Here is a 14856-nt window from a genome sequence, read left to right on the forward strand (position 1 = left end):
TATGATATATCACCCATACAATTTTTATTAACATAACCTATCATTATCAATAGTTAACGATGCTAAAAATTTCGTTATGGGGTAATTAAAACTATTAGCTTGATAGGGATGGGGAGGTTACACAAAAAGAGATAAATCCTGTTCATACAAATGTGGAGATTCAATTAGTTTTTGAAAAAATGACTGTACCTTTACTAATTAAACTAGATCCATCTGGAAAAATAGACGATTTTCAACTCAGCATGTCGTTTAGTCCTGTTGCAGAGCGTTCATCATATAGTAAGCCTGAGTCATTTGTTGATAAAGAAGTAGTAGTTGGAAGTGGTGCATTTCCATTACCAGGAACATTGTCGGTTCCAAAAGGAAAGGGTCCTTTTCCAGCGGTTATTCTTGTTCAAGGATCAGGAGCAACTGATCAGGATGAAACAGCGTTTGCTTTAAAACCATTTCGCGATTTAGCTGAAGGTCTTGCATCGAAGGGAATTGCTGTCCTTCGCTATAATAAAAGAACTTATGAACATGGGTTGAAAACACAATTCAGTCCCTTTTATACAGTCGATAAAGAGACAACAGATGATGCTCTTCTTGTAACTCAATTTCTTAAAAATGAGCCTCTAATAAATAAAAATCAAATTTATATTTTGGGTCATAGTCAAGGTGGAATGATGCTTCCAAAAATGATTGAAAAAGACCAAAATAAAAATATTGCTGGAGCAATTGTAATGGGAGGGCCAGCTCGTACGATCCAAGACGTTGTTTTAGATCAATTTGAGTACCTTTTCTCTATTGGAGCAATGAACCTGGATCAATATAAATTCTACAAATCGCAATTTGAATTATTAAATGATCCTAATTTCTCTGGTCAGAATCCCCCAAAAGATTTTTACTTAGGATCAGCAGTATTTTGGGATTCTATACGGAAAATTAAAGCGGCAGAAATGTCAAAAGAACAAAAGACACCGCTTCTTATTATTCAAGGAGAAAGAGACTATCAAGTTCAATCAAAAATTGAAATTCCTCTTTGGAAAGAACAATTAAAAGAACGCGATAACGTAGATTATCGACTATATCCAAAGTTAAATCATTTCTTTACAGAGGGTGAAGGGGAAATAAGTAAGCCAAATGAATATTATAGTCCTGCTAATATCCCTGAGTATGTTATAAATGATATTGCTGCTTGGGTGCAAGGCAGATCGCAATTAAATTAGCAACCATATGTTTTAATAAAGACTTTCTTTCCGTAATCAAAATAGAAATATTTTGATTAGGTTATATGTTTTTTAAAAGCACTCTTTAAAAAGGAGTGCTTTTTTATTTTTCTATGATTTCTATAAAACAATGGGCTTACCTTCCAAACAAATCGTTATTTGGAGCGCTTTTATCAAAGCAAAGTTCTTGTGACATTTCTTTGATATTAAAAACATGAATAACCTATTGCGTAAAATTTTTTGAAAATTTAGGTTTAACATCTTTAAAATAGGTGTATTACATATTACATAACAACTAAATAAAAAAATAAAAAATCTAAAGGAGGAAAGATACGATACATACGAATGAAAGAAAAACGGTAGTTTATGAATATCAAAATGAACAGGAAGTAGTTATGAAAGTAAAAGAGCTAGAATTGCAAGGGGTTCGCCACGATGACATTTATGTTTTAGCACATGAAAAACATATAACAAAAAGGATTGCGGATGATACAAACACAAATACGATTGGAGTAAAAGAACAAGGATTGGGAACAAGTATTATCAACTTTTTCTCCAAAAAAGGGGACGAACTTCGAAATCAAATGGAAGAAATGGGGTTGTCGAAGGAGGAAGCTAACTTATATGAAGAAAAACTAGATCAAGGGAAGATTTTACTCCTAGTAACAGCTGAAGTACCAATGGCGAATGCTAGGCAGCCGCAAAACTATCATTCTCTGTAATAGATTGCAACATCTGATAAATAGGTAAGGTAATTATTTTAGGTTGTAGCATGGAAAAAAATAAAAATAGAAAAGGATGAGAAAAATGAAACATACAATATTTAAATATGCTGTGATTGGAATTACGACCGGAGTCATAGTCTCCCTATTAAAAAAAGAAAATCGGAAAGCTATACAAACAAAAGGAAAAAGCGTAAAAGAAAAACTACAAGAAGGAAACATAAAGGAAACATTGGAGAAGGTAACTGAGACAAGTAAACAATTTTCTGTAACTGCAGCTAATGTTGCAAAACAAACATTACCACAACTGCTTACAGCCACACCAGTTGTCATTTCTACCATTAAAGACTTAACAGAAAACGAAAATAATAAAAAGAAAACAGATGAAAAGGATTACGAAATAAATGAAAATAGTAAGAACTTAGACGGGGAAAAAACGAAAAATGAAAAGAAATATGTGAAAGAAGGGAAAGAAGAGAGTGCCTAGATGTAACTCTAAAAATAGAAAGTGAGGAAAAAAGTATGAAATCTCTGTATGCAATTGATGTAGGAATTGGCTTTACCAAAAGGGCATATCGCCAGGATGTAGATTCTGAGATGACGGTTAAGAGTGAAGCTTCCACACTAGCCCCTGTATCTAATCATGCTGAAAGTGAAGATTTAACAAAGGTAAGTTTTATAGACTTAGATTTTGCATACTACATGGGAAATGAAGCACATCAATCTGACGCTTCATTTCTTCCTCCATTTGACGAAGAAATAGAAAATTATTATGAAAGCGAACGATTTAAACAACAAATATTTGGTTGCATTGCAAAGGATTATAAAGAAAATGTCGTGTTACCTTTAGTTGTTACCGGGCTTCCCATCAGTTGTTTTGGTAGTCAGCATGAGCAATTACAACGTGCACTAAAAAAAGAAACTTCCGTGCAAATTGATGGGAAATTTATTCATATTACGGTGGAAAATGCTTTGATTCTTCAGCAACCGGTCGCTTTACATGCCTATTTCTTAAAAGAGGGAATCATTCAGGAACGAGATCGCATCTTAATTATTGATGGCGGATTTCGTACAGTAGAAATGACAGATATGAAACAGAATGTCATTTTAAATCATTATGAGGCGGAACTAGGATGTAGCAAGCCTTTGAAAAATATTAAGAATATCGTGCAGAATCATGAGGGTGAAAGTAATCAATTGCATATTAACGACATGCCAAACATATTAGAAAAAGGATATGAATGTCGAGAAGAAAATCATGAGGCAAGTCAGGTTCATACTTTGATTCAAAAAGAGTTGGATGCACACTTCCAAGACGTCATGCGTGTATTACAAGAACAATTTAAGTTAGAACAGTATAACACTATTATTTGGACAGGAGGAATAGTAGATCTCCACAAAAAACGAATTGAAAAAATGCAAAGTGAAATTTCTTCTTTCCGTATGGTAGACGCTTCGAAAGAGGCTGCACTCCATGGATACTACATTATTGGGAGTCAAGTATTTGAGGACATCACCAATCAATCTGCATATGAATCCAAATTATAATAACGAATGAAATGGAGTTCGTTGAATAGACGTGCCAAATTATGTAGCTTCTTTTCCACATATAATAAATTCTTTATAAGAAAAGATAAAAAGTGATTGTATAGAGGAAATGTTTAAAATTGAAAATAAAAATAACTAATATATAGGGGGTCTTCCTTTTAAAAGAATAAGACCTCCTATGTTATTTATTTTGTAATTTAGATGATCTAAAAACTTTTCCTCCAAGACATGAATACCTACATACAAATTTCGTATTACGGATATGATTCGATCAAACATAAAACTATTTAGAAAGGAAGAATAATATGGAATGCATAAAAATGACGAAATGGAGTTGGTATCATGTGAAAACTAGTGAGCTTGAAAAACTTTCTTCTATAATCCCTCGTGATGTAACATCTTATTTCGCTCAATTTGTAAAGAAAATAAGTTCTCCTTGTGAAAATGGATTATATGTTTATACGTTATCACCAAGTCAAACTTGTGTATATGGTTCGTTTTTATATGATCAAGATAAAAAGGACGCCAAAATTCAAAAATTTCTTCATTATTTCGTAGCTGATGGAATACTGATAACAGTTCAGGAAAAAGAGGAAGAGGATTTCCAAAAATTAATACATAATTTCCCTATGGGTACAAAAAATTGTAATAGTTCCGCTGAAGGATTATGTGCTATCTTATCAATGTTTATATCTCATTATTTGCGAAAGGTTGACTACTTTGAAAACAATTTCAGAAATGTATTATGGGATTTTTATCATCATAATAACATAGCAGTTTTAGAAAGGATTTATCATATTCGTCATGAATTATTTATGAACACACACGTGTTTCGCTTAATACAAGAAGTGTTACAAGGCCTAAAAGAAGCTTGGTTAGAAAAACTATCAAACACCCTTTGTTATAAACAAACAAGCGTAAAATTAGAGCGTGGATTACAACTCGTTAAAGAGTACCAAGAAGAATTAGACACGATGATTCATTTGCAAGAAGTTGTTTCTTCTCATCGTGGGAATGAAATTATGAAAGCTCTTACTGTATTAACTGCTGTGAGTACGCCTTTGACAGCCTTAGGAGCATTATGGGGTATGAATTTTAAATACATGCCTGAACTAGAATGGAAATATAGCTATTTAATCGCTCTCTTATTTATTATTTTCACAACAGGGGGGATGTATATGTATATGCGATTCAAAGGATGGACAGGTGACTTATTACGAGTAAAGAAAAAGAAATCTTTTTTTAAATCTAATTAATCCTGTTTATAAAAAATATGATAGATATATGACTTGTAATATTTATTAATCAAGATAGCACCATATCCCCATCAAGTTAAAGTTTTGATGTCCCGTAATGATAAAAATGGTGAATATTTATATGAAAGATTAGAGCTCTCCTTCTTGTAGGAGAGCTCTAATCTTTGTTTAAAAACTATATCATATACTCTGAAATTTGTCCGGATTCAATTTAGAATATGGCAAAAGAGAACTTGCCATTAAAAACAAGCTCTCTTTAGAAGAAATAACGTAATTGAGATACTTATATAGTAACAATTGTTTTCTTCTAATTCCATATGTCATATGTTGAGAAATAAATTATGATTGGATTGATAAAGCTAAAATGAATGATTGACATAATATTTTGACGATAATATAATGAATCTCGAATTCAAGATAACTTGTAAAGGATTGGTAATTATGAGCGTGATTAACGATGAGAGCTTATCTTTAAAGTTATTTGTTATATTATCAAGGGCAGTACAGTCAATTACTAAGCGTATTGAAGAGGATATAAAAAGTTATGGACTTAATCCAACTGAATTTGCAGTGCTTGAGCTACTGTATAGTAAAGGCGATCAGCCTATACAAAAAATTGGGGACAAAATATTACTTGCAAGTAGTAGTATCACGTATGTAGTGGATAAGTTGGAAAAGAAGCGGTTCTTAATACGAAAACCATGTCCTAAAGACCGCCGTGTCACGTATGCGTCAATTACTTCAGAAGGTATTGAATTGATGGATATTATTTTTCCTCAGCATAAAGAGGCGATTCGGCAAATATTTGGTGGTTTGGACTATATTGAGAAAAAAATGATAATCGAAAAGTTGAAAAAATTAGGGTATTATGCACTCGAACTATAAATTTTTAGAAATATATCTCGAATTAGTAATGTCCTAATTAAATATAAATTAAATAAATAGGAGGAAAAATTAATAAATGGTAGTAAATTTATTATAATACAAAATGAATAAAACATGTAATTTCGATTGGTATAGTATGAAATAAAGTTGTTATGTTAACGTATACATATCGTCCTTTAAATTATAAATCTTTCATAAAGCGGAGAGTGGGTATCAAGAATGGAATTACGTCATTTAGAGTATTTTATTCAAGTTTGTAATAATAATAGTTTCACTAAAGCTGCGGAAGTTCTAGGTATTTCACAGCCGACTTTAAGTCAACAAATACGAGTTTTAGAAGGTGAACTTGATACACCCTTGTTTCATCGAGTTGGAAGAGGTATCAAAATGACAGAAGCGGGTAAGCTGCTATTTGATAAAGGAAAATTTATCATGCAACAATTTGATGACGTTTATAATGAAATTTTTGAATTAAAGGGTGTAAAAAGAGGTGTGATTACTATAGGAGGTTTATTAGAGGATCTCACTTATTTAACACCTTATATTATGAAGTTTCAACAACATTATCCCAACATTGTAGTAAAGATTATAGAATCCGAAGTTGCTGTAAATCAAATCGTTGACAAAAATATTGATTTCGGGATTACACGTAGTGCTCAAATTCCAGACACATTAACAAACACCCTTTTGTATAGTGAAGAGCTCGTCCTTGTAATTCCAAAAAATCATCCTTTGAATGAAAAATCATTTGTTTCTTTTCGAGAATTAGTAGGGCTCAGTAGAGTAATGGTTTCATGTAGTTGTCGTGAATCTATTAAGATATATTGTGAGAGTTTAGAGTTATCTTTATCTGAAGCAAATATAGAAACAAAATCTTCTATTTCTCTATTGAGCCTTGTATACAATGGACATGGTGTTGCCATAATACCTCTTTCACTGGTTAACTTTGTTAATAATGATACTTTGAGCATAGTTCGTATTACTGATCCAACACCAAGTCAAGATATTAATCTTATACACTTTGATGATAAATTTTTAAGTTTTGCAGCACGCATCTTTATGCAGAAGTTAAATGATTCTCAAAAAGTATCAGTGTAATAGAAATAATAATGATCCTAGTGTAACAATTGAAAAAATTAAAATCTATATTAAAGTCGAAGGACAGTGGATTTATATGTGTGGTGTAGTCGATCAAAAAGGGGGATACCATTGACTTTTAATTAAGGAAAAAAGGACAGACTTTGCAAGGAGAGAAGGCTATCAAAAACAAGTTAAGTTAATCAATCAATTCTTCGGTCTTATCGTATAGTAACAGATTCCATGTAGGGATATACACTGCTATTTTGAATTTATATATCCTTATTGTAGAAAGAAAACCACCGGCATTATACCGGTGGTTTTGATTTAGAAAGCAAAGCAAGTACAACCAATACCCCATTTAGTTCCATCTTTTCCTATTACGGTATGAGTGTGTTGATGGAGAGGGTTACTACAACTATGTAACTTGTTATCATGGGAATCGTGAGAAAGTATAGTGTTGGCTAGGTTAGCACCACCATACCCATAAACGCCCGTCGGTGACCAATCAGGTGATGTTGGCGGCAATTCAGGTGATAAGTTTTTAAATTCATTATTTCCATAAACAACCTGCCCACCCATAATGGTGAGCAATGATTCAAGGTCTTTGATTTCTTCTTCCGGCACAGTAAAGTAGTCAGCAGACAATACAGCAATATCAGCAAACTGACCGACTGCCAGGGTTCCTTTTTTACCTTCATCACCAGAGAACCACGCACTTCCTTTTGAATATAATTCCAGGGCTACTTTTCTATCAAGTTTATTTTTTTCATCGTATATGGAAAGCCCACCAATGGTTTTTCCAGCAACCATCCAGTAAAGAGCAACCCAAGGGTTATAGCTGGAAACCCTGGTTGCATCACTACCGGCGCCAACAGGTATACCAAGGTCTAACATACGATAAATCGGAGGAGTATGCTTTGCAGCTTCCTTTCCGTATAAGTCAACAAAGTATTCACCTTGAAAAGCCATGCGGTCTTGGATGGCAATACCGCCATTTAAAGCCTTAACACGTTCCATACTACGATCTGAGATTGTTTCTGCATGATCAAACCACCAGCGTAGCCCATTAAAAGGAATTTCTCTGTTAACTTCCTCAAATACATTTAAGAAACGTGTGATTGACTCGTCATAAGTTGCATGTAAACGGAATGGCCAACGGTTTTCCACCAATAGAGAAATTACTTTCTTTAAGTCGGCTTCCATCATCGTAGCTAGTTCGGGCCGTGGCATTTGAAATTTTTCAAAATCAGCTGCAGAGAATACTAACATTTCTCCGGCACCATTCATTTTATACTTATCATTTCCTTGACCTGGAGAAACAATTTTTGTCCATGAAGCAAAGTCTTCATATTCATGATTAGGATTTTGCGTAAATAAATTATAAGCAATACGTAAAGTTAATTGTTCCTTCTCGGCTAAATGTTCAACAACTTTGTAGTCGTCAGGATAATTTTGGAAACCGCCACCTGCATCAATGGCACTTGTAATACCTAATCTATTTAATTCACGCATAAAATGGCGAGTTGAGTTAATCTGGTCGTCAAGATTAAGTACTGGAGCTTTACCCAAACTTGAATAAAGAATAGAAGCGTTAGGGTTAGCAATTAAAAGGCCCGTTGGATTACCTCTTTTATCCCGCTGAATTAAACAGCCTGGAGGATCTGGGGTATCTTTCGTGTATCCCAGTGCACGTAGCCCTGCACGATTTACAAGTGCTCTATCGTAAAGATGTAGCACAAAGACAGGCGTGTCTTCAGAAACAGCATTAATCTCTTCTAATGTTGGCATCCGTCTCTCTTTAAATTGAAATTCAGACCAACCTCCAACTACTCTTACCCACTGAGGAGCAGGTGTACGTCTTGCCTGTTCTTTGAGCATTTCTAGAGCAATAAAAAGTGATGGTACGCCTTCCCAACGTAATTCCATATTATAATGCAGACCACCACGAATAACGTGTATATGAGAGTCATTCAGGCCTGGAATAGCTCTCTTTCTTTTAAGGTCTATTTTTTTTGTTTTTTCCGTGGCACTATTAAGAAGCTCATCTCCACCTAATGCAGTGACTAAACCATCAGTTATGGCGATAGCAGATACCTCAGGCTGAGAAGGGTCAAGGGTAGTAATTTTTCCGTTATATAAGACCATATCCGGTACATTCATATTCACACCTCGTCTACTTCCTATTATTTTGTAACCATGGATGAAATAATTTACCGAAAATCGGCATGACTACCCATGATAGCAAGGACACGATACATACAGAAACAAAAAAAGCTGACATAATAGGATTCATATGTTTTATAATAGGTCCTATCACTTTAGGAACTAACATGCTAAGAGGCCATACACCCAGAAGGGTAACGATAGACATTTTCCATTTTGGCGGTGGAACTGGCGTTTTCGGAGTAACAAACCAATAAGCCAAACTGCTTTCAGTTTTGTAAGTTGGATTAGCGGCTTGAAATTGCTCCGCCGTTTTTAACAAATCCCGGCGAACATCTGATTCTTGCCAAGTACGTAGATGCTCATACGTATCAAAGCGAAAAATAACAGTATACTCTCTGGATTCGTTACTTGGGACTATTAGATTTACACCTAAATGTCCTGGGAATTTAGTAGCCGCAGCCTCAATTTCATGTCTCCATGTTTCAAACTGTTTTTCTCTACCTTCTTGAATTTCCCATGTAACAATCGTTGTTACTGGATTGCCGGCATCCATCGTGTTCCCTGTATAAGTCTCTTCGACAGCTACTCCTTCTTGTTTCATATTTTCCTGCTTGGAAGCGCGCCATGCACCATAGTATATGCGTATTCTACACCTTGACCATAAGCACCAGTGTGTTCCTTTACAATCTCCATTACAGCATCATAAGTGTCTTTGTGTGACCAGTCACGTTGGTATTCAAGTAAAACTTGAATTGCTGTCACTGGAATTGCACCAGCTTGTTCTACACGACGCATAGCAGCGTTATGTGCTGTCAAACTAGTACCACCTGAAGCATCATCAACTGCATATACCTCATAGCCAGCTTTAATTGCTTCAAGCACAGGGAATGCAAGGCAAACTTCAGTCCAAAGTGCTGCAAATATTAATTTCTTTCTACCGGTTGCTTTAACTGCCTCAACAAATTTCGGATCTTCCCAAGAGTTCATTGAACTACGTTCTATAATTTCATGGTTTGGGAATATATCAAGAATTTGTGGCCAAAAATAACCAGAAAAGCTGCGTGTTTCAACTGTAGTAAGAATAGTAGGTACGTTAAAAGTTTTTGCTGATTTAGCAAGTAGCATAACGTTATTAATCAATGTTTGTCTATCAATACTTGCAACTCCAAAAGTCATTTGAGGTTGAAAATCAATTAAAATTAAGGCACTGTTCTCCGGATTTAACAATTCTAAATTACTCATAATAAAACGCTCCTTTTTCAATTGTTTATTGAAAGTAATGTATCTTCTGTCAATTGAAGCTCTACTATACTTTTTAATTTAAATTTAGTGCTGATTTAATCAGCACTAAATTTATACTATCTACTTTAAAAAAGGTGATTTAAAGCTATTTACTTGAGATACATTTATGCATTTTGTTTACTAAGATCTCGCTGAGCTCCTCTATAGCTTCCAATTATATTTTGATAGCCTGGAAGATTGCTAGCAAGCAAATTGCCAAAACCTTCGACATCGTTGCGCCAATCGCGTTGTAATTCGCAAGCTACGCTAAACCAGTTCATAAGTTGCACGCCACTATGTGCCATACGTGTATTGGCAGCATCTGCAACTTGTTTACTGAAAGTTCCTGAAGCATCAGTAACAGCAAATACTTCATATCCAGCTTTTATAGCGGAAAGTGCAGGGAAAGCAACACAAACGTCCGTAACTACGCCCGCGATGATAAGTTGCTTTTTTCCAGTTTCTTCGATTGCTTTTACAAAATCATCATTATCCCATGCGTTAATTTGTCCAGGTCGAGCTATTTTTGGTGCATGAGGAAAGAGATCAACCAATTCTTGCATTAAAGGTCCGTTAGGCCCGTTTTCAAAACTTGTTGTTAAAATAACTGGTAAATCAAAAAACTTAGCAGTATGAGCAAGAGCTAAAACATTGTTCTTGAATTCATCAACACCATAGTCACGTACTAGTCCGGACATAAGACCAGTTTGATGATCTACTAAAAGCACGACAGCATCGTCTTTGTTAATACGAGAATAGAGATCAGTCATTATGTATTCCTCCTAAAAATTAAGTAATCGAAGAAAGTTTAAATAGTCGAATACTATCATAAGTTTCTTCGTTTATAACTAAGCTGACCAATAATATTGGTTATAGCAGCATTCATAGAACATGAAGTGCTATACAAATTTATAGTATTTGAAAACTGATTCGTTAATCAATTCTAAATTATCTATAATTCGTATAGGTCGTAACTATAGTTGTTTTCACTATAAAATAGATTGGTTTTACCTATACATCCTATAGATAGAACGATATTGATAGTCACCTATTTTTGTTATTACAATTGAATAGGAGTAATGTTCAGTAATTATTTTATGATGAAAAAGGTATTAGAGGGGGGATTGTTCCAAAAGGAGAAAATGAATGCATTGGAACAATAGAGTTTCATACTTAGAGTTCACAACATAAACGTGCATGAATAGGTTATGACATTCATCCAGATTATTGAAGAAAAGGATACATATTAGAATATTTTTTGGAGGTAGAAGCATGGCTAAAATTACTGTAGGAACCGAAAATCAAGCACCAATTGAGATATATTATGAGGATCATGGCACAGGAAAACCAGTTGTACTAATTCATGGTTGGCCGTTAAGTGGTCGATCTTGGGAATACCAAGTTCCCGCTCTTGTTGAGGCTGGATACAGAGTTATAACATATGATCGTCGAGGATTTGGACAATCATCTCAGCCGTGGGAAGGGTATGAATATGATACCTTTACTTCTGATTTACATCAACTATTAGAACATTTAGAGCTTCAAAATGTCACACTTGTTGGTTTTTCTATGGGTGGAGGCGAAGTAGCCCGGTATATTAGTACGTATGGAACAGATCGTATTGAAAAGGCTGTTTTTGCTGGAGCAGTACCTCCATATTTATACAAATCAGAGAATCATCCTGAAGGGGCATTAGATGATGCAACAATTGAAGCATTCAAAAGTGGTGTGATAAATGACCGCCTTGCATTTCTTGATGAATTTACTAAGGGATTTTTCGCGGCTGGTAATCGAACAGATTTAGTTAGTGAGCCATTCCGTTTATATAATTGGGATATTGCAGCCAGTGCATCACCTAAAGGAACACTTGATTGTATTACCGCCTTTAGTAAGACAGATTTTAGAAAAGACTTGGAGAAGTTTAATATACCTACTCTTATTATTCACGGTGATTCTGATGCAACTGTACCATATGAATATAGTGGGAAATTAACACATGAAGCAATTCCTAATTCTAAAGTGGCCTTAATAAAGGGTGGTCCACATGGGCTACATGCAACGCATGCTAAAGAATTTAATGAAGCACTCCTATTATTTTTAAATGACTGATTACAACTATATAATTGTTAATTGATAAATTATAAACAAGTAAAAAATAAAGCTTTATAAAAGATGCTCTTGGATAAATCCAGGAGCATCTTTTTAAATGGTGATATTGAGATGTTAGGTTGATAAATCTCCATTAATTTTGGATTGAATACTCTTCTTAACAGTTAAAATATATTGATTAGAGTTTTTTAGATTTCTTAGAAGTATTGTTATATTACTATCAAGATAATATTTTGAATAATCCTCAAAACAAAGAAATATACATTTTTCTGAGGAAGAAATATCTTATCAGAAAACAATAAAATCTTATTAATTTTTATAATTGGTAGAATTTTTGTGGAAATAATTCTCTTAATATATTAAAATAACATCGTATTATGTCAGATTTTAATTAGGGGAGAGAAATTTTATGTTGAAAAAAATCATTCCAGTTGCTTTAGCATTAAGTACAGTTACTTTTACTAGTGTATTTGCTGCGCCTTCAATCCAAGCAAGTACAGAACAAAACCGCTACATAGATGTACAAATGCTCGGTATTAACGATTTTCATGGGCAACTAGACACTGTAAAAAAAATTAACAATAAAGATGCAGGGGGAATTGAGTACTTAGGGGCTTATTTACGTGATCGTGAAAAACAAAATCCGAATACATTAAAGGTACATGCTGGCGATGTTGTTGGAGCAAGTACTCCTGTTTCAGCATTATTACAAGACGAACCTACGATTGAATTTCTAAATGATTTGAAATTCGATGTTGGAACGATAGGAAATCATGAATTTGATGAAGGTGTTGAAGAAATGAACCGCCTTATTTATGGTGGATACCATGAGAAAACAGGAAATTTTAAAGGAGCAAAATTCCCATATGTTGCTGCAAATTTCTATAATAAATCCACCGGTCGTTTATTTTTACCACCATTCACTATAAAAAAGGTACAAGGAGTTCCTGTTGGCTTTATCGGAGTCGTAACAACGGATGTTCCTAACCTTGTTATGCCTACTATGCTAAAGAATGTAGAAATTACAGATGAAGTTGAAGCTATTAACAAATCCGTAAAGCAATTAAAAAAACTAGGCGTTAAATCTATCGTTGTTCTTGCACATAACGGAGGTATAACAGATGGGAACGGCGTAACAAATGGTGATATCGTCCGATTAGCAAATGAGACTGATCCAGAAGTCGATGTTATTTTTGGTGGCCATAGCCACACCTATGTAAATGGAACTGTTAATAATAAACTTGTCGTACAAGCAAATTCATATGGTATGGCTTTTGCTGATGTTGATGTAAAGATTGATCGTAAAACACAAGATATTGTTGAGAAAAAAGCAGAAATTGTTACAACTTACCATGAAGGCATGGAGCCTGATAAAAAAATCAAGAAGAAGATGGAGAAATATCAAGCAAAAATCGCACCTCTTGTTAATGAAATTGTAGGTAAGTCTATTGCTCCATTAGATCGTAAACTCAATACGGCTGGTGAATCTACTCTCGGAAATTTAGTTGCTGATGCTCAGCGTGCAACAATGCAATCCCAAATTGCACTTATGAATCCTGGTGGTATTCGTAATGACTTAGATGCTGGTGATATTACATGGGGAGAGATATATGGTATTCAACCATTCGGAAATCAATTAATAAAAGTAAATTTAACAGGTCAAGACATTCGTGATATTTTAAATCAACAATGGCAAAAAGACATAACAAGAATGCTTCAAATTTCAGGGATCCAATACACTTGGGATGCGAACAAGCCTAATGGAGAAAAAGTAACAAGTATTCGCTTAACAAATGGAGAAGAAATTATTCCTTCTAAAACTTACAGCGTCGTTGCGAACGCATTTCTAGCTTCAGGTGGAGATGGATTTGTATCCTTTAAAAACGGTAAAGATGCTGAAACAGGACCAACTGATTTTGAAGCATTAGTAGATTATATAAAAAAATCAAAAGAACCAATTCAGTCTATTATTGATGGAAGAATTCAAAAGATAAATTAGTTTTTTATTAATCTCAAAAACAACTAGATTACCTGTGCGCTATACTCTTTAGTGTGCAGGTAATCTAGTTTTTTGATTTGAAATAGTCTAACTGTGGCCAATGGGTATACCGTCTAGATGCAGAGTGCCGAAAAAATGAAGTGAACAAAAAATAACCCCTAAATTAACTCTATGATAAAGAGACTACAAACAATCAAAATTTGGAACTTCATATTAACCATATATTAACTACGTTAATAATACATACTGAAATTGAATACTTTAGATAACATCATCTATAACGAATATCTGCACATTATAATGTTATGCAATGAGGGATTTACAATACAATGAATTGAAGCTTATTTAGTTTTATATTCGTATAAGTGAATTAAGAATTTCTTAAGAACCTATTAAGAAATAAGTGAGTTTTAGGAACTAGAATAAATGTATCTTAACAGTAATAAGAAAATGAATGTTTTAAACGGAAATTGGCAGAGTATGTAAAAAAGCCATGCCCATCAACTTAAAAATCTTCACTACCCCCAAGTGTAAAAAAACGTTATTCTTTCTAAAAAAGCTAGACTAGAAAGGATGACGTTTTCTTATGAATCTCTCGATTC

12 protein-coding genes and 1 pseudogene are annotated in these 14856 nt (G+C 34.1%); 9 read left to right on the forward strand and 4 right to left on the reverse strand.

Annotation, left to right across the window (positions count from 1 at the left end; all coding sequences use genetic code 11):
- Window positions 1–110: 110 nt before the first annotated feature.
- The 7 genes and pseudogenes from MR168_RS28160 to MR168_RS28190 form a co-directional block, all read left to right on the forward strand.
- A pseudogene (locus MR168_RS28160) lies at window positions 111–1208 on the forward strand (alpha/beta hydrolase family protein); the annotation flags it as partial.
- A gap of 335 nt (window positions 1209–1543) precedes the next feature.
- The gene (locus MR168_RS28165; protein ID WP_000557320.1) at window positions 1544–1930 is read left to right on the forward strand and encodes a YflT domain-containing protein; all 387 of its coding nucleotides are present in this window, start codon (window positions 1544–1546) and stop codon (window positions 1928–1930) included.
- A gap of 85 nt (window positions 1931–2015) precedes the next feature.
- Entirely contained in the window at window positions 2016–2417 is a 402-nt protein-coding gene (locus MR168_RS28170) for a hypothetical protein (protein ID WP_000683215.1), read from the forward strand.
- 35 nt (window positions 2418–2452) lie between these two features.
- On the forward strand, window positions 2453–3478 hold the full coding sequence (locus MR168_RS28175) for a ParM/StbA family protein (protein ID WP_242291665.1): 1026 nt from the start codon (window positions 2453–2455) through the stop codon (window positions 3476–3478).
- Between the two features lie 305 nt (window positions 3479–3783).
- On the forward strand, window positions 3784–4734 hold the full coding sequence (locus MR168_RS28180) for a magnesium transporter CorA family protein (protein WP_242291666.1): 951 nt from the start codon (window positions 3784–3786) through the stop codon (window positions 4732–4734).
- A 441-nt stretch (window positions 4735–5175) separates the two neighbouring features.
- Window positions 5176–5619: a MarR family winged helix-turn-helix transcriptional regulator gene (locus MR168_RS28185; RefSeq protein ID WP_000111426.1), complete on the forward strand. Its 444-nt coding sequence runs from the start codon at window positions 5176–5178 to the stop codon at window positions 5617–5619.
- A 219-nt stretch (window positions 5620–5838) separates the two neighbouring features.
- Window positions 5839–6717 carry a LysR family transcriptional regulator gene (locus tag MR168_RS28190; protein WP_086389138.1) on the forward strand — a complete coding sequence of 293 codons (879 nt, stop codon included), beginning with the start codon at window positions 5839–5841 and terminating at the stop codon, window positions 6715–6717.
- A 306-nt stretch (window positions 6718–7023) separates the two neighbouring features.
- On the opposite strand, the gene MR168_RS28195 is transcribed toward MR168_RS28190, so the two are convergent.
- The 4 genes from MR168_RS28195 to ycaC all read right to left on the reverse strand — a co-directional run bounded on the left by MR168_RS28195 (window position 7024) and on the right by ycaC (window position 10916).
- Window positions 7024–8859 (reverse strand): amidohydrolase, encoded by a 1836-nt coding sequence (locus tag MR168_RS28195; protein ID WP_242291667.1) that lies wholly within the window; start codon window positions 8857–8859, stop codon window positions 7024–7026.
- Between the two features lie 13 nt (window positions 8860–8872).
- The gene (locus MR168_RS28200; RefSeq protein WP_016122792.1) at window positions 8873–9466 is read right to left on the reverse strand and encodes an antibiotic biosynthesis monooxygenase; all 594 of its coding nucleotides are present in this window, start codon (window positions 9464–9466) and stop codon (window positions 8873–8875) included.
- Entirely contained in the window at window positions 9463–10107 is a 645-nt protein-coding gene (locus tag MR168_RS28205; protein WP_242291668.1) for a hydrolase, read from the reverse strand. Before MR168_RS28205 ends, MR168_RS28200 begins: the two co-directional genes overlap by 4 nt.
- A 164-nt stretch (window positions 10108–10271) precedes the next feature.
- A complete protein-coding gene (gene ycaC, locus MR168_RS28210) occupies window positions 10272–10916 on the reverse strand; it encodes an isochorismate family cysteine hydrolase YcaC (RefSeq protein WP_000131214.1) in 645 nt (214 codons plus the stop codon).
- Window positions 10917–11418: 502 nt separating this feature from the next.
- On the opposite strand from ycaC, the gene MR168_RS28215 reads away from it, so the two are divergent.
- Both MR168_RS28215 and MR168_RS28220 read left to right on the forward strand, forming a co-directional pair.
- Window positions 11419–12255: a bromoperoxidase gene (locus tag MR168_RS28215; RefSeq protein WP_139848957.1), complete on the forward strand. Its 837-nt coding sequence runs from the start codon at window positions 11419–11421 to the stop codon at window positions 12253–12255.
- A 409-nt stretch (window positions 12256–12664) separates the two neighbouring features.
- Entirely contained in the window at window positions 12665–14254 is a 1590-nt protein-coding gene (locus MR168_RS28220; protein WP_016122791.1) for a bifunctional metallophosphatase/5'-nucleotidase, read from the forward strand.
- Window positions 14255–14856 lie beyond the last annotated feature (602 nt).

This window comes from Bacillus cereus group sp. BfR-BA-01356 (genome assembly GCF_022663635.1).
Taxonomy (GTDB): Bacteria; Bacillota; Bacilli; order Bacillales; family Bacillaceae_G; genus Bacillus_A; species Bacillus_A cereus.